Annotated in this window: 10 protein-coding genes, 10 tRNA genes, 3 rRNA genes and 3 pseudogenes; 8 read left to right on the plus strand and 18 right to left on the minus strand. The window is 38.3% G+C overall.

Going from position 1 to position 20,638, the window contains the following annotated elements; translation table 11 throughout:
- Nucleotides 1-62: 62 nt before the first annotated feature.
- Complete coding sequence (locus D4A81_RS12835) at nt 63-1,748, minus strand: tryptophanase (protein ID WP_111525785.1); 1,686 nt, start codon at nt 1,746-1,748, stop codon at nt 63-65.
- Nucleotides 1,749-2,198: 450 nt separating this feature from the next.
- On the opposite strand from D4A81_RS12835, the gene D4A81_RS12840 reads away from it, so the two are divergent.
- Together D4A81_RS12840 and D4A81_RS13585 are read left to right on the plus strand one after the other, a co-directional pair.
- Nucleotides 2,199-2,984, plus strand: a complete 786-nt coding sequence (locus D4A81_RS12840) for a cell wall-binding protein (protein WP_111525784.1) — start codon at nt 2,199-2,201, stop codon at nt 2,982-2,984.
- 26 nt (nt 2,985-3,010) lie between these two features.
- Entirely contained in the window at nt 3,011-3,124 is a 114-nt protein-coding gene (locus tag D4A81_RS13585) for a DUF6219 family protein (protein ID WP_242977757.1), read from the plus strand.
- 64 nt (nt 3,125-3,188) lie between these two features.
- Here the strand turns inward: D4A81_RS13585 and D4A81_RS12845 are convergent, their stop codons facing one another.
- Nucleotides 3,189-3,563, minus strand: coding sequence for a hypothetical protein (locus D4A81_RS12845; protein ID WP_111525783.1), 375 nt, complete (start codon nt 3,561-3,563; stop codon nt 3,189-3,191).
- A gap of 230 nt (nt 3,564-3,793) precedes the next feature.
- Between D4A81_RS12845 and D4A81_RS13910 the strand changes: the two are divergent.
- Nucleotides 3,794-4,590 (plus strand): annotated as a pseudogene (locus D4A81_RS13910) (ISNCY family transposase); the annotation flags it as partial.
- Nucleotides 4,591-4,655: 65 nt separating this feature from the next.
- On the opposite strand, the gene D4A81_RS12855 reads toward D4A81_RS13910, so the two are convergent.
- Nucleotides 4,656-4,729 (minus strand) — tRNA-Pro (locus tag D4A81_RS12855).
- 196 nt (nt 4,730-4,925) lie between these two features.
- Between D4A81_RS12855 and D4A81_RS13240 the strand changes: the two genes are divergently transcribed.
- Together D4A81_RS13240 and D4A81_RS12865 are read left to right on the plus strand one after the other, a co-directional pair.
- The gene (locus D4A81_RS13240) at nt 4,926-5,447 is read left to right on the plus strand and encodes an Ada metal-binding domain-containing protein (RefSeq protein WP_111525782.1); all 522 of its coding nucleotides are present in this window, start codon (nt 4,926-4,928) and stop codon (nt 5,445-5,447) included.
- A gap of 222 nt (nt 5,448-5,669) precedes the next feature.
- Nucleotides 5,670-6,632, plus strand: a complete 963-nt coding sequence (locus tag D4A81_RS12865) for an Mbeg1-like protein (RefSeq protein ID WP_111525781.1) — start codon at nt 5,670-5,672, stop codon at nt 6,630-6,632.
- A 184-nt stretch (nt 6,633-6,816) separates the two neighbouring features.
- Here the strand turns inward: D4A81_RS12865 and D4A81_RS12870 are convergent.
- Nucleotides 6,817-8,558 (minus strand): annotated as a pseudogene (locus D4A81_RS12870) (IS1182 family transposase).
- A gap of 31 nt (nt 8,559-8,589) precedes the next feature.
- Nucleotides 8,590-9,978 (minus strand): annotated as a pseudogene (locus D4A81_RS12875) (ISNCY family transposase).
- A 244-nt stretch (nt 9,979-10,222) separates the two neighbouring features.
- Here D4A81_RS12875 and D4A81_RS12880 point away from each other — a divergent pair.
- The 3 genes from D4A81_RS12880 (at nt 10,223) to D4A81_RS12890 (ending at nt 12,996) form a co-directional block, all read left to right on the plus strand.
- Complete coding sequence (locus tag D4A81_RS12880; protein WP_111526137.1) at nt 10,223-10,729, plus strand: EXLDI protein; 507 nt, start codon at nt 10,223-10,225, stop codon at nt 10,727-10,729.
- A gap of 723 nt (nt 10,730-11,452) precedes the next feature.
- The gene (locus D4A81_RS12885; RefSeq protein WP_111525778.1) at nt 11,453-11,650 is read left to right on the plus strand and encodes a 2-C-methyl-D-erythritol 4-phosphate cytidylyltransferase; all 198 of its coding nucleotides are present in this window, start codon (nt 11,453-11,455) and stop codon (nt 11,648-11,650) included.
- Nucleotides 11,651-11,667: 17 nt separating this feature from the next.
- Nucleotides 11,668-12,996, plus strand: coding sequence for an IS4 family transposase (locus tag D4A81_RS12890; RefSeq protein ID WP_119808325.1), 1,329 nt, complete (start codon nt 11,668-11,670; stop codon nt 12,994-12,996).
- 172 nt (nt 12,997-13,168) lie between these two features.
- Here D4A81_RS12890 and D4A81_RS12895 read toward each other — a convergent pair.
- The 13 genes from D4A81_RS12895 to D4A81_RS12955 all read right to left on the minus strand — a co-directional run bounded on the left by D4A81_RS12895 (nt 13,169) and on the right by D4A81_RS12955 (nt 20,578).
- Nucleotides 13,169-13,241: transfer RNA gene (locus D4A81_RS12895), tRNA-Lys, on the minus strand.
- Between the two features lie 13 nt (nt 13,242-13,254).
- Nucleotides 13,255-13,327, minus strand: a tRNA-Phe gene (locus D4A81_RS12900).
- Between the two features lie 3 nt (nt 13,328-13,330).
- Nucleotides 13,331-13,404 (minus strand) — tRNA-Met (locus D4A81_RS12905).
- A 48-nt stretch (nt 13,405-13,452) separates the two neighbouring features.
- Nucleotides 13,453-13,534, minus strand: a tRNA-Tyr gene (locus D4A81_RS12910).
- A 40-nt stretch (nt 13,535-13,574) separates the two neighbouring features.
- Nucleotides 13,575-13,647, minus strand: a tRNA-Thr gene (locus tag D4A81_RS12915).
- A 61-nt stretch (nt 13,648-13,708) separates the two neighbouring features.
- Nucleotides 13,709-13,781 (minus strand) — tRNA-Val (locus tag D4A81_RS12920).
- Nucleotides 13,782-13,816: 35 nt separating this feature from the next.
- Nucleotides 13,817-13,890 (minus strand) — tRNA-Asp (locus D4A81_RS12925).
- 153 nt (nt 13,891-14,043) lie between these two features.
- A 23S ribosomal RNA gene (locus D4A81_RS12930) occupies nt 14,044-16,931 on the minus strand.
- Nucleotides 16,932-17,225: 294 nt separating this feature from the next.
- Nucleotides 17,226-17,298 (minus strand) — tRNA-Ala (locus D4A81_RS12935).
- 3 nt (nt 17,299-17,301) lie between these two features.
- Nucleotides 17,302-17,419: ribosomal RNA gene (gene rrf, locus D4A81_RS12940) — 5S ribosomal RNA — on the minus strand.
- Between the two features lie 72 nt (nt 17,420-17,491).
- A 16S ribosomal RNA gene (locus tag D4A81_RS12945) occupies nt 17,492-19,133 on the minus strand.
- The 16S, 23S and 5S rRNA genes sit together here with 9 tRNA genes alongside, the layout of an rRNA operon.
- Nucleotides 19,134-19,493: 360 nt before the next feature.
- A tRNA-Ser gene (locus D4A81_RS12950) sits at nt 19,494-19,581 on the minus strand.
- Between the two features lie 100 nt (nt 19,582-19,681).
- A complete protein-coding gene (locus D4A81_RS12955; protein ID WP_111526043.1) occupies nt 19,682-20,578 on the minus strand; it encodes a DUF6630 family protein in 897 nt (298 codons plus the stop codon).
- Between the last annotated feature and the right edge of the window lie 60 nt (nt 20,579-20,638).

The raw sequence follows: 20,638 nt of genomic DNA on the forward strand, positions 1-20,638 counted from the left end.
AATGTAAATTTCTTTTTTGGATAGCAGCCCAACCTCATATCAGATCAGGCTGCAGATACCTCTTATTTGTTTTCCCAATATTTGAAATTTTCTTCATCACACATTTCTTCTTTAGATGGAACAACAGGCTCAGCCCAAGCATGGAAATGTCTCATTGGCAATGTATGTCCAAAAGTAATCTTTAGGTTTGGAATAGTATCTCTATCTTTGTAGAGTTGTGTCAATGCAGCAATTATATAGTCCATATGTTGCTTGCTGAACTGACTTCTATTGATAGCCAGACGAACAACATTACATACCTCTTTTTGTTGCTCAGGAGTCTTCAAATCATACTCCATAGAGAAATCTCCAAGTTCTGAACAACGAATACCATAACGATGAATCATCTCCAAAGAAAGTGCCTGACCTGCAAAGCTTTCATGTCCTCTCTTGTAGTTAAAGAACTTGTCTACATCAACATAGATTCCATGTCCACCTGCCGGCTGCACAACCGGAACTCCATTTGCTGTAAGTCCATCTGCCAAATACTGGCATTGTCTTACTCTCTCATCTTGATAATCAAATCTTGCTTCTTCATACATACCCTGACAAAGTGCCATAATATCATGTCCTGACATTCCACCATAAGAGTCATTACCATAAGCAGATATCTGTCGAACCTTCAAAAGATGTCCAATATCAGTCTTTACACTTCCATCCTCATTAAAATCTGAGAACTTCTGCCAGAAAAGTCCTTTGTCACGAAAAGCTAAAACTCCACCCATGTTTGCATGTCCGTTTTTCTTTAATGATGCAGAAACAACATCAAAGTAAGAGAACATTTCTTTTGCTATTTCACAAATTGACTTATCAGCATAACCCTCTTCATTCATCTTTATGAAATAACAATTTTCTGCCCATCTTGCACCGTCCATAACAAATGGAATATTATACTTATGTGCAATCTTAGAAACTTCCCTAATATTTCCCATAGACACTGCCTGTCCACATACAGAGTTGTTAGTTACTGTTGAGTAGATTAGAGGAATATTTTCAACTCCCACAGCCTCAATAAGCTGGTTTAGCTTGTCAATATCCATATCCCCTTTAAAAGGATTCTTCTCATACTTTCCACCCTCAGGCACTTCAAACAAAATATCCTTATAGAAAAGATTTCTAGGTACATTTCCCATCTGTTTGATATTGCCCTCTGTAGTATCAAAGTGTGCATTTGATGGAATAGTAAATACCTTTCCCGGCCATCTCTTTGCAAATAATGGCTTTAATACATCAAATAAAAGTGCCTCTGCACAACGTCCCTGTGGAACAATAAATGTGTTAGGTCTTGAAAGTTGATACTTACCACCATTGATAAAGCCACCCTCATAGTCAACCAAGTACACTTCATTCATCATCTTCTCTACATCATCCTTATCAACACCTTCTTTGATGTAGTTGATGAGTCTCTTCTGATCATCTCCTCTTTCCCATACATCTCTGAATGCATCCAAAAGCACATAGTAACCTTTGTTTCTTCCATAGGATTCATCTGCAAGGAACATAGCTGACCACTGTGTATCTGTCATTGATGTAGTACCTGAGTCAGAAAGACAGTCTATATATAAAAGACCTGCCGGGAAAGCAAACTCATTATAATGAGTCATTTCAAGGGCTTTCTTTCTTTGTTCCTGTGTAACTGTCGGAACTTCCCTAACTACATGTGTCCATGACTTTGGTGCCTCTACACCTAACATCTTCTCATACTCCATTTTAATACCTCCAAGGTATAAAAATATATTTTGATACCCCGGTCATCGTAAGTAACGACTGGCGGACGGTATTACAATCCCCTTTAAATAGTAGATAATTAGTGTATCTTTTATAATGGATACACTTAATTAACAAAAGTTTTTAAATATTAATTTATTATCCAACTATTGATATAGGAATAATTTATCACTATTTTAGCTCATTGTCAATGTTGTTTAATAAAAAGCTTTATTATAAATATTTTTAGTATATTTCTGTGCAATATGCATTAATATTTTAATTTAAAATTTTGATATGAATTTTCAGAAAATACATATAACAAATTTAATTCAAAAAAGTATAGATTATCTTTAACTAAAAGTAATACTAAGTAATAAATTTATGTGATACAATTAGAATAATAATATGCTATATTACATGTAAGAACTTACATAAAAGAAAGGATTTTTATGAAAAAACTAATTTTAATTTTATCACTAATCTTCTCATTATTTATGAGCATGTCAGTGTTAGCAGCTGACTATACTATTGGTGATGCGTCATGGGATGTTGGAGACAGGGCATATGCAACTTGGGATGAAGCTGAAGACAAGACAAAATATAAGGTACAATTATATAAGGGCACTAAGAAGATAGGCGGTAACAATACTACCAGCAGTACAAAGTATGACTTTACAAAACTTATTGCTGATAATGGTGCCGGAAGCTATAAATTCAAGGTTTATCCATTAAAGGGTGGTCCTAACATGGCTATAGAGTCACCCGCTGAGCCTGTTGAAGCAGAGGCAATAGCTGTTTTTAAAAAGAGCAGAAGTAACTCAAACACTGGTACCACTTCAAATAATACTTCTACAAACAACACAAGTAGCAATAATTGGTATCAGGCTAATGGAGCTTGGCATTACAGAAAATCAGATGGAACTTATGCTACAAATTGGTTTAAAGTAAATGATCACTGGTATTTCTTTGATGCTAATGGAAATATGCAAACTGGGTGGATTACTGACAATAGCAATGGATACAGATATTATCTAAATCAACCAAATGGTGATATGTCTGTAGGTTGGACACTTATAAATAATAAATGGTATTATTTTGAGGAATCCGGACTTTATAAAACAGGATGGATAGAGTATAATGGACTTTGGTACTATCTTAACACCAATGGTGAAATGGTTACAAATACTATCATTGATGGATTTAATATAAATCAAGATGGTGTTTGGGTTCAATAAATATTCATACTAGAGGGGAGTTTTATATGTTAAAGAAGCATCAATTCTGGGCAGTTGTAGCAATTATTGGAATGGTAATGTGTATGATTACAGGTCATGCTATGGTTGCAGGACATAAATCAAAGGCTTGTGAAGAATAATATTGTTAAACTAAAATGAGCTGCTGTTTAAAAACAGCAGCTCATTTTTATATACATATTTTTATCAATTTTTGAGGAGCAGGCTCTTTCCGATGAATGCCATCCCTCCAAATATAAGTACTAACATTATAACCCAATCAAAAAGTGTTAAATACTGGATATAAAACCTGGTTGACTGGATAAGGCTCGCTATAATTAAAATAACGCTTAGCACTATGGCTATCTTAGAACCCTTATTAGGTTTGACAAACAGCCAAACTAAAGAAAAGATCAATGGTACTATTACCATTCCTGAATTAATGTGCATACCCATCAAACGCATACCGCCGCCCCAGAAGGAATTTGTCACAGTTACCTTTTGTGATAAGAAGAACAAACCTACTACCATCATAATAAGTCCTCCCCAGAAAAACAAATAAAAATCATTCTTTCTATTCATTTCGTTCTATCTCCTCTCTATTATGCTTGCTTTTAACAGCTACTTTGAATATATTTTATCATATCATACAAATTATACAAATTAATTTTCATTTAAGTTTTATATGATATAAGCCATAAATGATAAAGTCCTAGTATACCACAAATAAAAATGTCCCACTTATGTTAGAATACTATTTTGTGTATTCTAACAATAGGAGGAACTGACTTATCAGAAAGGTTATTTTATCAATGGATGAACAAAGAAAGTATGATGTTATCAAAGGTCCGGTAGATCACCCCGATACAGCCTAATAAGGATAGAGCTGCTCTTATCCTAGGATACACCAAAAGGCATATAAACCGTATGATACAGGGTTATATTAAAGATGGTAAGGCATTCTTTATTCATGGTAACAGAGGTAAGAAGCCGGCTACCACTATCTGTCCTGATGTCAGAAGTCAAGTTCTTGATCTGTATAGAACTAAATACTACGAGGCTAACTTTGAACACTATACAGAGCTTCTAAAAAAGCATGAGGGTATAAGCATCTCCTCTTCCTCTGTAATGAGTATTTTGGAGTCAGAGTACATTCTATCTCCAAAGGCTACAAAAGCTAAGCGTAGACGCATTAAGCAAGCTCTCAGAGCTAATAAGGAAGCTGCAACATCAAAAAGGGAATTATCACAGATACAAGCTAACTTAGTAGCAGTTGAAGATGCTCACAGTCGTCGTCCAAGATGTGCTTATTTTGGTGAATTGCTACAGATGGATGCCTACCCCTTATTAATGGGTGCCGGGATAGATATGGCATCTACATTTGGCTATTGATGATGCCTCAGGTGTTGTCACAGGTGCCTGGTTTGATACTCAAGAAACTCTTAATGGATACTACCATGTATTTGAGCAGATTCTTACTGATTATGGTATTCCCTATAAGTTTCTTACTGATAAACGAACTGTATTTACTTAAAAGAAAAAAGGTGCCTTATCTGACAACAAAGACACCTATACACATTTCGCTTACGCCTGCAAACAACTAAAGGTAATATAAAAACAAAGAAAAGTGGCTCAAACCCTTTAAAATCAAGGTTTTCAGCCACTTTTTAAATATCGGAATGACAAGACTTGAACTTGCGACCTCTTGACCCCCAGTCAAGTGTGCTACCAAACTGCACCACATCCCGTAAAATATTAACGTATTATTTATTATATAAAAGTTTTCATTATTTGCCAACAAGATTTTTTGATAAAATTTACATTTAGATAATATGCTAAAAGTTGACAAGCGTCGTAAATATTATATAATATTAATTAATAATTAGATTTATCTTTATAATTATTTATTAATAAATTTCGATATTATATTTTAAGGAGTTAAATATGAAGAAAAAACTTTATCTAGCATTATCCACTATTGCTCTCAGTACAGTGCTTATAATGCCTACATTTGCAGGAACATGGAAGCAAGACGATATAGGTTGGTGGTATGAAAGAGATGATAAAAGCTTCCCCAAATCCAACTGGGAGCAAGTAGATGGCTCTTGGTATTACTTTAATGAACAAGGATATATACTATCTAATCAGTGGTTTGGAAATTATTATTTAGGACCTACAGGTGCCATGCTCACAAACACTACTATTGAAGGATATCAAATAGGAGCAGATGGTGCATATATACCAAATAATACTTCAACTGCTGTATCTACAAATACATCAACTGATACAACAGTTGTAAATAATAGAGCAACCGACTATATACTAAATAAAAATACACATGTATTTCACTATTCAAGTTGTACGTCTGTAAAAAAAATGAGTGAACGTAATAAAATACCTTTTAGCGGTACAAGGGAAGAGGCTATTTCAAAAAATTATAGACCTTGTCAAATTTGTAATCCCTAACATATATAATACATTATTTCGATAATGCACTTTAAAGACTATATATTCTACTAAATTAAGATATATAGTCTTTTTGTATCGTCAATCTCATATCTTTCATTATTTACTAATTATTCATTCTTGATACATATCTTAGTCTATATATGTTTACAATAAATTATTTTTATATTATTGTATATTTAATCAGCAATATTTTCTGCAAATATATACAAGGAGGTTATAATGGCAAATATTGTGGACTATGTAAAATGGCGTGGGGATTTATCCTTTAATATCTCTCCCTTTAATGAACTTGATAATGCAGTTTTTTCATTATTCTCCTATCTTAATTTGAAAGATTTACAACTAGAGATAAATAAAAATGGAATTTCTTTGGAAGATACCTGCCACTATTTAATAACCCATGGCTATCATTATGGATATATGAGTGAAATAACTGCCGATTTTTTAGATGCTCTTTCCTCTTCAAATAGATTTAAAAATGTTTTGATACTTGATTATGCAGATTTATATCATGAAAAGAAATATCAATTTTCTTCAACAGGATTTTTATATAATGACAATCAAATGTACCTTGCATTTAGAGGAACTGATGACAGTATTATTGCTTGGAAAGAAGACTTTATGATGAGTTTTTCTGTTATTCCGGCACAAAGATTTGCTCTCAGTTTTCTAAAGAAAGTTATTGCTAAGCATCCAAATACCAACTTTATAGTAGGTGGTCATAGTAAGGGTGGGAATTTAGCTATTTACTCTAGTGCTATGTGTAGTGAGGTATTTCAAAATAAAATTAACACTATCTATAACAATGATGGTCCTGATCTTTGTGATGAGGTAATCAATACGGATGTGATGAAGGCTATAAAGGATAAGATCATAAAAATAGTTCCTGACTTTTGTATAGTAGGTATGATTTTCAATAATACAGAGAATATAAAAGTTGTAAAAGCAGATAATCTGGCCTTCTTACAGCATGATATATTAAACTGGAAATGCATTGGAACAAGCTTTGAGGCTGTTTCAAATGTAAATAAAGATGCCAATAAGTTTAATCATCTATTAGATAAAATATTGGAAAATACTGATTTAAGCAAACGTCAGGAATACGTCAACAATTTCTTTGACAAAATAATAGATACCGGCACAACCAGATTGCCTTGGGGTAATAATAATCATATGACTTAAATAATAGAAAAGGGATTGTCGGGAAATAAGTAATTTTAATCCCTATAGAACTAAATAGAAATATCCTGACAAATACAAGGCATTTTGGCTTTGTGACTTTGTCAGGATATTTTGTTTTTCTATGATGCTGGCTATTTTGGGGCGTAAAACCCCCTTGGCTGAAATTTTGCTTTTGCATTTTTTACTATGCTGTTTTCTCCTGTAGTTTTCCTTCAAATTTCTTTAGTTTGGCATAGAGAAAACGATGATATTTATTTATATTTCTTCCTATTGCAAAAAGCATAAATTCTTTATAAACCTTATCTGAAGTACGATAGTTAAAGCGTCGGAAATCTTCATTCTCTTTAATATCTCCAAAATGACCTTCTGTTTGAATAGAGCGTATCTGTCGTTTCAGAATACCTTTTTCACTCTGTATGTTAGCATGTGACTTCTCTCGGAGCTCTTCCCATACTTCATTGATCTTCATCACTTTGTTCTTATCAATATCTTTATTAGGATTATATTTGTATAAGCATTTAGACTTATGTTCACAACCACTACAGTCTGAACATCCATATACTTCATATGTTTGTTTATAACCGTTCTGTTCTTTCTTTTCTGTGTTGATATGTCTCAGTTCACGGCCGTCATGACAGATATAGACTTGCTCATCCTCAAATACCATTGTCCTCATGTTGTAGTATTTACCTATATCTTTACTGTATGCTCTTGTTTTTCGTTTTTCATGATCCTGTAGTTTTATATAACTATCTATCTTATTTTCTTTTAGATATAAGAGATTTTTCTCACTACAATAGCCGCTGTCTGCCGTCACTTCTTCAAGTACTTCTCCAAATGCTTCCTTATGCTTTGGGGGAACCGGAATCAATGTATTATAATCTGTAAGATCATTACTTACATAACTATGTACAATAAAATAATTCTCTACTGCTATCTGTACATTGTATGCCGGCTTTAGCTGTCCGTTCAACATATGATCTTCCTTCATTCGCATAAAGGTTGCTTCCAAATCAGTTTTGGAATAGCTGTTTCTATCTTTTCCCATAATTTCAAAGCATTCTTTATAGCTCATTAATCGCTGTCCACAATGCTCAAGTTCTTCATATAGTTGTTGAAGTTTTGGCTTTCTCTTACCCTTTCCGTTAACAAATACAATACCTTCTCCGTCAGCAATAGCCATAAGGTTTTTCTGTAGCTTAAGCATTTCAAGAGGCGAGCAGTTATCAATCTCTATAATACGGTTATTAGATAGCTTTTTATGTTTTGTAATCTTTCTTTTTCTATTCTTTTCAATAACATCTCTAACTTTATCAATTCCGTCAATTACAAACATTTGTGCATTTCCAAGCTCGTACTTCTCCCCAAAACCATTATCTTGTAAAAAAGAATTATAGTCTGAATAAAGCTTATCGATAGAATCCAGAAGACCTGCCAGATGATAATTAATACTTCCACGCCATACAAAAGTATAACGATTAGCATTAGCTTCTATTTTTGTTCCATCAATAAACAATTCTTTTAATGTCACAAGACCTTCTTTTTGTAATCGTCTCATAAACTGATAATTTAAGTCGTCTAGGATATTTGAAGTAAGTTTCTTACCTTTAAAATCATAAAAAGCATCTCTTTTAGGCTTCCTCCCTTGAGTAAGCCAGATAAAAGCAATATCCCTTTCGCATAAATCTACAATACGATCAATAGAACGTATTCCTCGCATATTTGCATAAGTAATAACTGCATACATCATGACCCAGTTGTACCCTGTTCTTACCTTATCCGAACAATTGGCTAACAGTCCGGAAAAATTTAAATCCTCCATAACTTTTTTAGGGTATAGACTGGATCGTCATCGGGTAAACTCAATTCATATAAGCTAAAGTTGATTTTCTGTGTCAAGCATAAATGATTATGTCCCAAAATAATTAATTTATAAGCCCCCACAAAGGGGCTCTTATTATGCACTTTTTATGTCTTCTTCAATTCTGTGTGGCTGTGAGTGTGCGAATTTATTAAAGGCATCCAATCTCCAAGGATGGTTCATAGGCGGTATATAAGGCTTTCTAGGCTTTGGCTGTTTGTAGTCAGCGTCCAAGTCCTTAGATTTATGCTCATGAGCCGGTATTTCTTCCAGTGCATAAATATCTTTGTCATTTACGCACGCAAACATAGACTTATCAAATGCCTTGATAAGCATAACCTTGGTACCTTTTCGATAATGGGTCTGCAATCCTTTATTATCTATCATCTTATAAAATTTCTTCTCGAATTGAATCGCATGTCCGGCATCAACAGTTCTCTCAGTTAAAACTGCCAAAGTAAGATTTATTTTTTCTTTAGATGGTTGCGTTTCAAAGACAGATTTGATACCATAAAGCGGAAGTGAGAACTTCTCATTGAATTCTTTTATGTAGTGGTAAATGAATTCATTGGCTTTATGGATATCGGTTACGCCTGCGAGTCTAAACTCAATAGGCAGGCGTGACTGTAAAGTCTGATTCAATCGTTCTATACGTCCTTTAGCCTGTGGTACGCTGCTTGATTCAAGCTGTGTGCCAAGTTGCTTACAGGCGTATGCAAACTGTGTATAGGTGTCTTTGTCGTCAGATAAGGCACCTTTTTTCTTGTAAGTAAATACAGTTCGTTTATCAGTAAGAAACTTATAAGGAATACCATAATCAGTAAGAATCTGCTCAAATACATGGTAGTATCCATTAAGAGTCTCCTGAGTATCAAACAATGCACCTGTGACAACACCTGAGGCATCATCAATAGCCAAATGTAGATGCCATATCTGTCCCGATACCCATTCATAAGGAGTTGCATACATCTGTAGCAATTTATCAAAATAAGCACATCTTGGACGACGACTGTGAGCATCTTCAACTGCTAATAAGTTAGCTTGTATCTGTGATAATTCCTTTTTTGATGTTGTAGCTTCCTTTTTAGCTCTGAGAGCTTGCTTAATGCGTCTACGCTTAGCTTTTGTAGCCTTTGGAGATAGAATGTACTCTGACTCCAAAATACTCATTACAGAGGAAGAAGAGATGCTTATGCCTTAATGCTTTTTTAGAAGCTCTGTAAAGTGTTCAAAGTTAGCTTCGTAGTATTTAGTTCTGTATAGATCAAGAACCTGACTTCTGATATCAGTGCGAATAGTGGTAGCCGGCTTCTTACCTCTGTTACCATGAATAAAGAATGCCTTACCATCTTTAATATAACCCTGTATCATACGGTTTATATGCCTTTTGGTGCATCCTAGGATAAGAGCAGCTCTATCCTTATTAGCTGTATCGGGGTGATCTACCAGACCTTTGATAACTTCATACTTTCTTTGTTCATCCATTGATAAAATAACCTTTCTGATAAGTCAGTTCCTCCTAGTGTTAGAATATACAAAATAGTATTCTACCATAAGTGGGACATTTTTATTTGTGGTATACTAGGACTTTATCATTTATGGCTTATAAATCATAATGATGAAAAGAAAGTCTATCTTGACAAAATACCTCTATATGATTATAATTATGTTCATAATCATATAGATACTAAACTTCAGATACAAGTTACAAAAATAAGGAGGTATGGTTATGGCCACAAAAAATATTTATGTTGCAGAAGCAGATCTACACTTATTTGATGATGCTGCCAAGTACGCCGGAAGTCTTTCTGCCGCTGTGATACAGGCACTTCAGGACTTTCTAAGTGTTCAACGCAACAAAAGCGAAGGATATGACAAGATTGAGTTAAACCTCTATGAAAAAGGGGCAAGAAGAAAGGTAATGTTCTATGGTATGGAGATTACTCGTGTAGAACGTCCGATAGACGGTGGAATAAGGATTGACACGATTTATAAAACTGCAAAAGGGCAACTTGCAGTGGCAACCAAGGTTCGCAAGGAGCTTCCGAATTGGGCGAAAGGAAATCCACACGTATGGGAAAACCCACAGTCTTGGTCACATGATTTTTGGAATCTGGGGGACAGAGTGTTAAACGTATATCCGGACATAGAGAGCCTAAAGGAGAAGGATGCGTACCTTTCCGAGTGCTGCGAATCTTCTCTTTCGGAAAAGCCTTATGAGTTTTTGGATATTTAGATTAGGTATAAATACTAGATTTATAGAACTATAACAAGCAAATAATGAGATAGCTTTGTGTTTATATATCATATGGATTTCAGAGATGAAAAGAAGAAAGCTTTAATTAACATTGATATGGTATATTTATCTGGTGTTCGGGATTATCGTCTTTCTCCTCGCGGTTAATGTAAATCATGTTCAAAAATTAATATTAAAAAAGCGGAGGACTTTAGACGAGTCTGTTCGTACCGGAATTGTAGAATATCATTTTTCCGTTGACGGGATTGAGATCATTTCTCAGCTTGGGATCAGCAAAAATTATTGAACCGCATATAAAGGCTACGCTACTAAGGTGCAATATATATACGCGGTAACCATACTAGGGGCGGTATTATTTTACATCATAGGCAGTAAGGGGGTATGAGATGGTGCTGATTACTAAAATCAAAGCCTATCGCGAACAGGCCGTAATAAAACAATTTTTAATATTTTTTCTATTTTGGTGGCAAAATCCCGACATCTACATCTAGTAACGCTATCCAGCATCACGTTCACAACTTGACGATATAGAGTTTTCTTGATATTATCCCATCTTCACAGTTTGGGAATGGAAAAGTGGCTTGAAACCTTGTATTTATACAATGTCATTAACTTAAGAGTAGTGAGAAAAATATTACAAAAAGATAGTTTAAAAAAGATAATTATGCTATACTTGTAGTGAGAAAAATCACGAGGTGTAGCATGTTTATAAAAATACTTACAAAAGAATATAAAGGTGAAAAGTATTATTATGCCAGCCTTGTTGAAAATAAACGTATTGATGGCAAGGTTGTGCAGACAGTGAAAGCGAATCTGGGTGCAGTTACTGGGGAGCAGATTCCATATTTGAAGGCAGCCTATGCTAAGAAGAAACCTCGTCTTGTTTATGATGAGGATTAAATAATTGGAGGGCTGTAGTGAGAAAATCACAGAATAGACTATTAAAAGATCAGAATAATATTCTTTCAGATGTATTTCTTGAGGTATGTCGTGGTGGCAAAACAAACACTCTTGTCAGACTTAGAAAGATGCCACTAGAAGATTTAGTGTATTCTATGATTAATCGCAAAGGCCTTACTCTCAAAATGGAGCTGCGAAATTATATGAAAACAACACATCCGGGAACAGAAATATCTAAACCAGGTTATCTAAAGCAAAGGATGAAATTAAATCCAGACGCATTTAAGTTTCTTTATCAGGAACATAATAAAAATTTTTACCAGGATGAAGAGGTAGAACCATATACCTATAAAGGATTCCTTATTTTAGCTGCAGATGGATCTGATATAAATATTCCTACAACTGATGAAACCATCGAGAAATACGGAAGTGCCTCAGTGAGAGGAGGAAAACCATGTGCTCAGATTGGGCTGGGATGTATTTACGACGTTCTTAATCGCTTTATTCTGGAAAGCAGTATTAATACCGTAAAGTTTGATGAGATGCGAGTAGCCCAGGAACAGTTAAAAGGAATAAAGGATACAATTGGAAACAGATATCCCTATCTTGTTGTTATTTATAGAGGTTATCCTTCGACACCGGCATTTTTGAATTTTATAGATGATGGAGTGTATTTTGTAGCAAGACTAAAAACAAGTGACTATAAGGCTGAACAGAAAGAATTAAAATCAAATGATGAGGATGTCGACATAACATTAACAAAGGCTAGAAGGAGAAATTATATTGGCAAAAAAGAAGAAACTATTATGATGAGCAGAGATTCCTTTTCAATGAGATTTGTAAAGGTGTGTTTAGATGATGGAAAGTCAGAAATTTTCGCTACTAATCTTCCACGGGATAAATTTCCAGAGGAATGCTTTGCAGAACTGTATCATATGCGCTGGGGTATAGAGACGGCCTATGAAGTTTTGAAAGACAGATTAAAAATCGAAAATTTCACAGGGATAAAATCAGTGCTTATTGAGCAGGACATTAACAGCACTATTTATGTTAGCAATCTTGCAGAAGATATAATCTGTGATATAGAAGAAAGTAGCCAGGAGCACCTAAAGAATGATTATAAACATACAATGCAGTTAAACCGAAACCTAAGTATCGGACTTCTGAAAAATGACCTAATATACATTCTTATAGAAAAAGATGGAAATAAAAAAGTAGCGCTACTACAGGCATTGTATGATGAAATAAGCAAAAATGTAGTGCCGATAAGGCATGATAGACATTATCACAGAACTAAAGGACAGCTTGCAGCAAATTTCTCGAATACAAATAAGCGAAGTTTCTAAACTGAATAAGTATTTCGATTTAAACTGGTGAACTATGCTCTTTTTAAGCTAATAATAGTAAAAGTGAAAGAAAAAGAGCATACCCTTATTTGCAAGAGTATGCTCCAAACGTTAAGTTAATGACATTGCGTATATAAGCCATTTCTAGCCTATATACGCCATTTTAAATTAGTGAGACACCCGGGACTCGAACCCGGGACAACTTGATTAAAAGTCAAGTGCTCTACCACCTGAGCTAGTATCCCATAAATGAATAAATGCCTTGAACCGGAATCGAACCAGTGACACGAGGATTTTCAGTCCTCTGCTCTACCAACTGAGCTATCAAGGCATATTGCGGGGACAGGATTTGAACCTGCGACCTCCGGGTTATGAGCCCGACGAGCTTCCAGACTGCTCTACCCCGCGACAACTATATTCAGAATAAAACTCACTCTAAAAAGAGTGACTGAACAATGGGGGAAGGTGGATTCGAACCACCGAAAGCAGTGCTAGCAGATTTACAGTCTGTCCCCTTTGGCCTCTCGGGAATTCCCCCATAACTTATTAAGTTCTTTACCTTTACTCCTAAGAGTAAAAGCCGATAATCGGACTCGAACCGATAACCTGCTGATTACAAATCAGCTGCTCTGCCAATTGAGCCATATCGGCATCTACATAATACTAGCATAACACTAATACAATGTCAATACCATCCTTATTAAAAGATGAATGGGACCTACAGGGCTCGAACCTGTGACCCTCTGCTTGTAAGGCAGATGCTCTCCCAGCTGAGCTAAGATCCCATATTTAAACTTAAAGACTGGAAATCTTTAAGTAACGACCCGAATCGGACTCGAACCGACGACCTCCGCCGTGACAGGGCGGCGCTCTAACCAACTGAGCCATCGGGCCATATTTGAAGAAAATGTGCCTTCAAAACTGCCTACCAAACTGCATTTCTTACTTAGCAAAAACTTCGTTTGAGCTTTAGTAAGAAAGTACATCTCAAATTCGCTTGCGCATTTGATGATGTATCCGATTATATGTTATAAATTTTCTATCCTTTTGGTTAAACCCTCGACCTATTAGTAACCATCAACTTAATACATTGCTGTACTTACATCTTGGCCCTATCTACCTCGTAGTCTTCAAGGGGTCTTACTGTTTTCACATGAGATATCCCATCTTAAGGGGGGCTTCACGCTTAGATGCCTTCAGCGTTTATCCCGTCCCGACATAGCTACCCTGCCATGGAGTTACTCTCCAACAGGTACACCAGCGGTCAGTCCGTCCCGGTCCTCTCGTACTAAGGACGGCTCCTCTCAAATATCTTACGCCCACGCCGGATAGGGACCGAACTGTCTCACGACGTTCTGAACCCAGCTCGCGTACCGCTTTAATGGGCGAACAGCCCAACCCTTGGGACCTGCTACAGCCCCAGGATGCGATGAGCCGACATCGAGGTGCCAAACCACTCCGTCGATGTGAACTCTTGGGAGTGATAAGCCTGTTATCCCCAGGGTAGCTTTTATCCGTTGAGCGATGGCAATCCCACTTTATGCCACCGGATCACTAAGTCCTACTTTCGTACCTGCTCCACCCGTCGGTGTCGCAGTCAAGCTCCCTTCTGCCTTTGCACTCTTTGAATGGTTTCCGACCATTCTGAGGGAACCTTCGAGCGCCTCCGATACTCTTTCGGAGGCGACCGCCCCAGTCAAACTCCCCGTCTGGCATTGTCCCCCACCCGGATAACGGGTGCAGGTTAGAAATCCAGCAATACAGGGGTGGTATCCCAACGGCGACTCTGCATAAACTGGCGTCCATGCTTCTTAGTCTCCCACCTATCCTGTACGAGTATTACCGAATCCCAGTACCAAACTGGAGTAAAGCTCCATGGGGTCTTTCCGTCCTGGCGCAGGTAACCAGCATCTTCACTGGTACTTCAATTTCACCGGGTGCATTGTTGAGACAGCGCTCAAATCATTACGCCTTTCGTGCGGGTCGGAACTTACCCGACAAGGAATTTCGCTACCTTAGGACCGTTATAGTTACGGCCGCCGTTTACTGGGGCTTCAATTCAAAGCTTCGTTTCCTGACTTCTCCTCTTAACCTTCCAGCACCGGGCAGGCGTCAGCCCATATACTTCACCTTGCGGTTTCGCATAGACCTGTGTTTTTGCTAAACAGTTGCTTGAGCCTTTTTTCTGCGACCACTATTTCTAGTGGCACCCCTTCTCCCGAAGTTACGGGGTCATTTTGCCGAGTTCCTTAACAATGCTTCTCCCGCCGGCCTTAGGATTCTCTCCTCATCTACCTGTGTCGGTTTGCGGTACGGGTACATATAATACAATAGCGGCTTTTCTTGACGGCTCCCTAACCGACTTCCCTACTATTTTTCGGTACGCATCACGTCTTCCCTTTGCATGGTGGCTTTTCCTCCCATACAGGTACTTCGCTTGCCCCGGTTTTTGTCCTCCCGGGTTCGGTTTCAGTCTCCGTGTCCCCACAGTTCTGATTATATGTAGTACAGGAATCTGTACCTGTTATCCATCGACTACGTCTTTCGACCTTGCCTTAGGCCCCGACTTACCCTGAGTAGATCAGCTTTACTCAGGAAACCTTAGATATTCGGCCAAGAGGATTCTCACCTCTTTCTCGCTACTCATTCCGGCATTCTCTCTTCTTATTACTCCACCACTCCTTTCGGTATGGCTTCTACGCCTCTAAGAATGCTCCTCTACCAATGTATATACTACATTCCTAGGCTTCGGTGGTGTGTTTAGCCCCGGACATTTTCGGCGCAGGACCTCTCGACTAGTGAGCTGTTACGCACTCTTTTAATGTATGGCTGCTTCTAAGCCAACATCCTAGCTGTCTTCGAAATCCCACATCCTTTTCCACTTAACACACACTTTGGGACCTTAGCCGTAGGTCTGGGCTCTTTCCCTTTTGACTACCCAACTTATCTCGTGTAGTCTGACTCCCGTTAATCATCTATCCGGCATTCGGAGTTTGATATCTCTTGGTAGGCTTTGACGCCCCCGCAAAAATTCAGTGCTCTACCTCCGGTAGACTAATAACGAGGCTAGTCCTAAAACTATTTCGAGGAGAACCAGCTATCTCCGGGTTCGATTGGAATTTCTCCCCTATCCACACCTCATCGCCACCCTTTTCAACGGATGTGCGTTCGGTCCTCCATTCACTTTTACGCGAACTTCAACCTGGACATGGATAGATCACCCGGTTTCGGGTCTACACATACTGACTACATTCGCCCTATTAAGACTTGGTTTCCCTTCGGCTCCGTATCTTTAATACTTAACCTCGCCTGTACATGTAACTCGCCGGACCGTTCTACAAAAAGTACGCGGTTCACCTTTCGGTGTTCCACAGTTTGTAAACATAGGGTTTCAGGTTCTTTTTCACTCCCCTCCCGGGGTTCTTTTCACCTTTCCTTCACAGTACTATACGCTATCGGTCACTGACTAGTATTTAGCCTTGGGGGGTGGTCCCCCCTGCTTCCCACAAGGTTTCTCGTGTCTCGTGGTACTCTGGATACTGCTAGATTAAATACATTTTCCCTTACACGGCTCTCACGCTCTTTGGCCCGCTTTTCCAAAACGGTTCAGGTAATGTATCTTACTCATGTCGCAGTCCTCAACCCCGCAGTGCACGCACCACGGTTTGGGCTCTTACAATTTCGCTCGCCGCTACTTTCGCAATCACTTTTGTTTTCTTTTCCTCCGGCTACTTAGATGTTTCAGTTCACCGGGTTCCCCTCTGTACGTTATGTATTGGCGTACAGATACTTGGAGTTCTTCCAAGTGGGTTTCCCCATTCAGATATCTGCGGATCACTGAATATGTGCTTCTCCCCGCAGCTTTTCGCAGCTTGTCACGTCTTTCTTCGGCTGTCAGTGCCTAGGCATCCACCCTACGCTCTTTATGTTTAACCTCTTAAATCATTTAGATTTAGTGTTCATGTATGACACTAGCGTGTATCATACACTATGTTTAAAAATTTATTACTTTTGTGTTTTCATACTCACTTCGTTCGTATGAAAAACTGCTTATTTACTAAAATCTGAAACAAGCTTACGCTCGTTTTCATTAAGTAAATAATGCATTAAAATATTAATTACTTAAAGCAATTAATACCTCGGATGTCTAATTATAAAATATTTATATAATTTCTCGTTTGGTATGCAGTTTTCAAGGTACATTTAGTTAAAGCTTGTCGCTTTAACAGTGGAGATGGAGAGATTCGAACTCTTGACCCCCTGCTTGCAAGGCAGGTGCTCTCCCAACTGAGCTACACCCCCATAAATTGGCATCCACCTACTCTCCCATACCGTCTCCAGTATAGTACCATCGGCCGACTAGGTCTTAACCATCGTGTTCGGAATGGGAACGGGTGTGTCCCCTAGACGCATCGACACCAATAATGTTATGTTTTAGTTTTACCCTCGATAATGTAAAACTAAACAGTACTCACAACCCCTACTTTTTCCTTAGAAAGGAGGTGATCCAGCCGCACCTTCCGATACGGCTACCTTGTTACGACTTCACCCCAGTTATCCTCCCTGCCTTCGGCAGCTCCCTCCCACACTGCTAAACATAACTTACTGCTATTCTTTATATAATATAATGATACTCATCCATAAACCTAGCGGTTTATTACTTCGTATCATTATCACAGCTTTATGTTTACCAGTGTGGGTTGGGTCACTGACTTCGGGCATTGATGACTCCCATGGTGTGACGGGCGGTGTGTACAAGACCCGGGAACGTATTCACCGCAGCATTCTGATCTGCGATTACTAGCGATTCCAGCTTCATATAGTCGAGTTGCAGACTACAATCCGAACTGAGACGTTATTTTTGTGATTTGCTTGGCTTCGCAGCTTTGCCTCACTTTGTTTACGCCATTGTAGCACGTGTGTAGCCCAAATCATAAGGGGCATGATGATTTGACGTCATCCCCACCTTCCTCCGGATTATCTCCGGCTGTCTCGTCAGAGTGCCCATCTTACTGCTGGCTACTGACGACAAGGGTTGCGCTCGTTGCGGGACTTAACCCAACATCTCACGACACGAGCTGACGACAACCATGCACCACCTGTATCCCCTGTCCCGAAGGACTAGCTTCATTACAAAACTATTCAAGAGTATGTCAAGATTTGGTAAGGTTCTTCGCGTTGCTTCGAATTAAACCACATGCTCCACCGCTTGTGCGGGTCCCCGTCAATTCCTTTGAGTTTCATTCTTGCGAACGTACTCCCCAGGTGGAATACTTAATGCGTTAGCTTGCGGCACCGAAGAGTTTTCCTCCCCGACACCAAGTATTCATCGTTTACTGCGTGGACTACCAGGGTATCTAATCCTGTTTGCTCCCCACGCCTTCGAGCCTCAACGTCAGTTGTCGTCCAGTAAGCCGCCTTCGCCTCCGGTGTTCCTCCTAATATCTACGCATTTCACCGCTACACTAGGAATTCCGCTTACCCCTCCGACACTCAAGCTATACAGTTTCCAAAGCAGTTCATGGGTTGAGCCCACGCCTTTCACTTCAGACTTGCATCGCCGTCTGCGCTCCCTTTACACCCAGTAAATCCGGATAACGCTTGCCCCCTACGTATTACCGCGGCTGCTGGCACGTAGTTAGCCGGGGCTTCTTAGTCAGGTACCGTCATTTTCTTCCCTGCTGATAGAGCTTTACATACCGAAATACTTCTTCACTCACGCGGCGTCGCTGGATCAGGGTTCCCCCCATTGTCCAATATTCCCCACTGCTGCCTCCCGTAGGAGTTTGGGCCGTGTCTCAGTCCCAATGTGGCCGTTCACCCTCTCAGGCCGGCTACCGATCGTCGCCTTGGTGAGCCTCTACCTCACCAACTAGCTAATCGGACGCGGATCCATCTTATACCTATAAATATTTTACCCCTGCACCATGCGGTGCTGTGGTCTTATGCGGTCTTAGCGGAAATTTCTCTCCGTTATCCCCCTGTATAAGGCAGGTTATCCACGCGTTACTCACCCGTCCGCCACTAAGTCTATTAAATTTCCATCCGAAAACTTCCTTTTAATAGCTTCGTTCGACTTGCATGTGTTAAGCACGCCGCCAGCGTTCATCCTGAGCCAGGATCAAACTCTCATATAAAAGTTTAATCTAGCCTTCTCGCTAGCTTGCATCATCTGTTTTCACAGATCTACTGTTTTTTAAGGTTTTAAATTCTGTTCGAATCTAAACGTTGTTTTTACTGAAATCTCATCGATTATTTTAAAATAATCAAGTTATTTTCAGGGTTGTGTGTACTGTTTAATCTTAAATTATCAAGGTTCATTACTTCGCTGTTTGAAACAGCTTGGCTATTATATCAAACTCATTTCATCTTGTCAACAACTTTTCTGAGTTATTTTCGAGATTCTTTTGAGCTTTTGCTCTTTTGGAGCAACTTTGATATTCTATCATATCAACATTATCTTGTCAAGAATATTTTTTAACTTCTTTGACAAGAAGCGGAGAAAGAGGGATTTGAACCCTCGCGCCGGTTGCCCGACCTACACCCTTAGCAGGGGCGCCTCTTCGGCCTCTTGAGTATTTCTCCTTGATTGCTTTCACAATGCCTAGACATTATACAAGAATAACTCTAATCTTGTCAATAACTTTTTTAAAGTTTTTTATCTCATTTTTGTCAAATCAATAAACTACATATTTTGTGCAAAATCAATCCTGTGATTTATACTCTTAGCAAGTTCTGTTAAACTCTTTAAATCATCTGTTTTACATATGAATAATACATAACTGTCGCTGTCTATATCAATACCTGCCACACAATACCCGTCTTTCGTCCATTTATTATCCAATTCTTTACACCAAGACGGAATATCTCCTTCATCATCAAGTATACTGTCATCCACAACAAGATTATTCTCATTTGCCAATTCTTCTATACTTGATAAGAATTCATCTTTTTCCTCTTTCCAATCAAGCTCTATTGCAATACCGCTCTCAAGCATCTCATCCGCTATGGCAATCCAAACAAAGGTATCTATAGCATCTCTGTCTGTAATACCCCTATCCTCATACCTGTCCGCATTATCTTTAAAGTATTCTCTCGGATAACAAAAACACCTGTCCATATTTTGTAAAAAATCTTCATTATCCGATATGGTCTTTACAAGTTCTTTGTAGACCTCCACATTAGCTATCTTGACATCAATACTGTCAAATACAACTTCACAGCCTGAACAATCAGGAACTATATTATCCTTCATAAGGAGTTGAACCATATCCGTTACCTTATCCTTGGCGAATCCTCCCTTTCCATAGATAACAATGTTGTCGTTGTCATTAACATCCGATGTACTTACTTCAAAATGATAATTCTCATCATCTTCATCTTTACATATCTGTACGAAATTCAATCTTCTGTTATTTACATCCATCTTTTTTGCCGGAGTCAAGACAATAAAATATATCTTTCCGTTTCCTATAGAATCCAACAGACTTTCAACTTCTTGTGCTGTACATCCGCCCTTTTCTTCTCCGTCAACATCAAGTTCCCACTCAGGCTTTCTTTTGTTAAAGATATTAAACAACATACTCTAATCTCCATCTTGATCATACTGTATACAAAAATTCTAAGGAAATGTAAAAACACT

The organism is Lachnoanaerobaculum umeaense, assembly GCF_003589745.1.
In the GTDB taxonomy this organism is placed as follows: Bacteria; Bacillota; Clostridia; order Lachnospirales; family Lachnospiraceae; genus Lachnoanaerobaculum; species Lachnoanaerobaculum umeaense.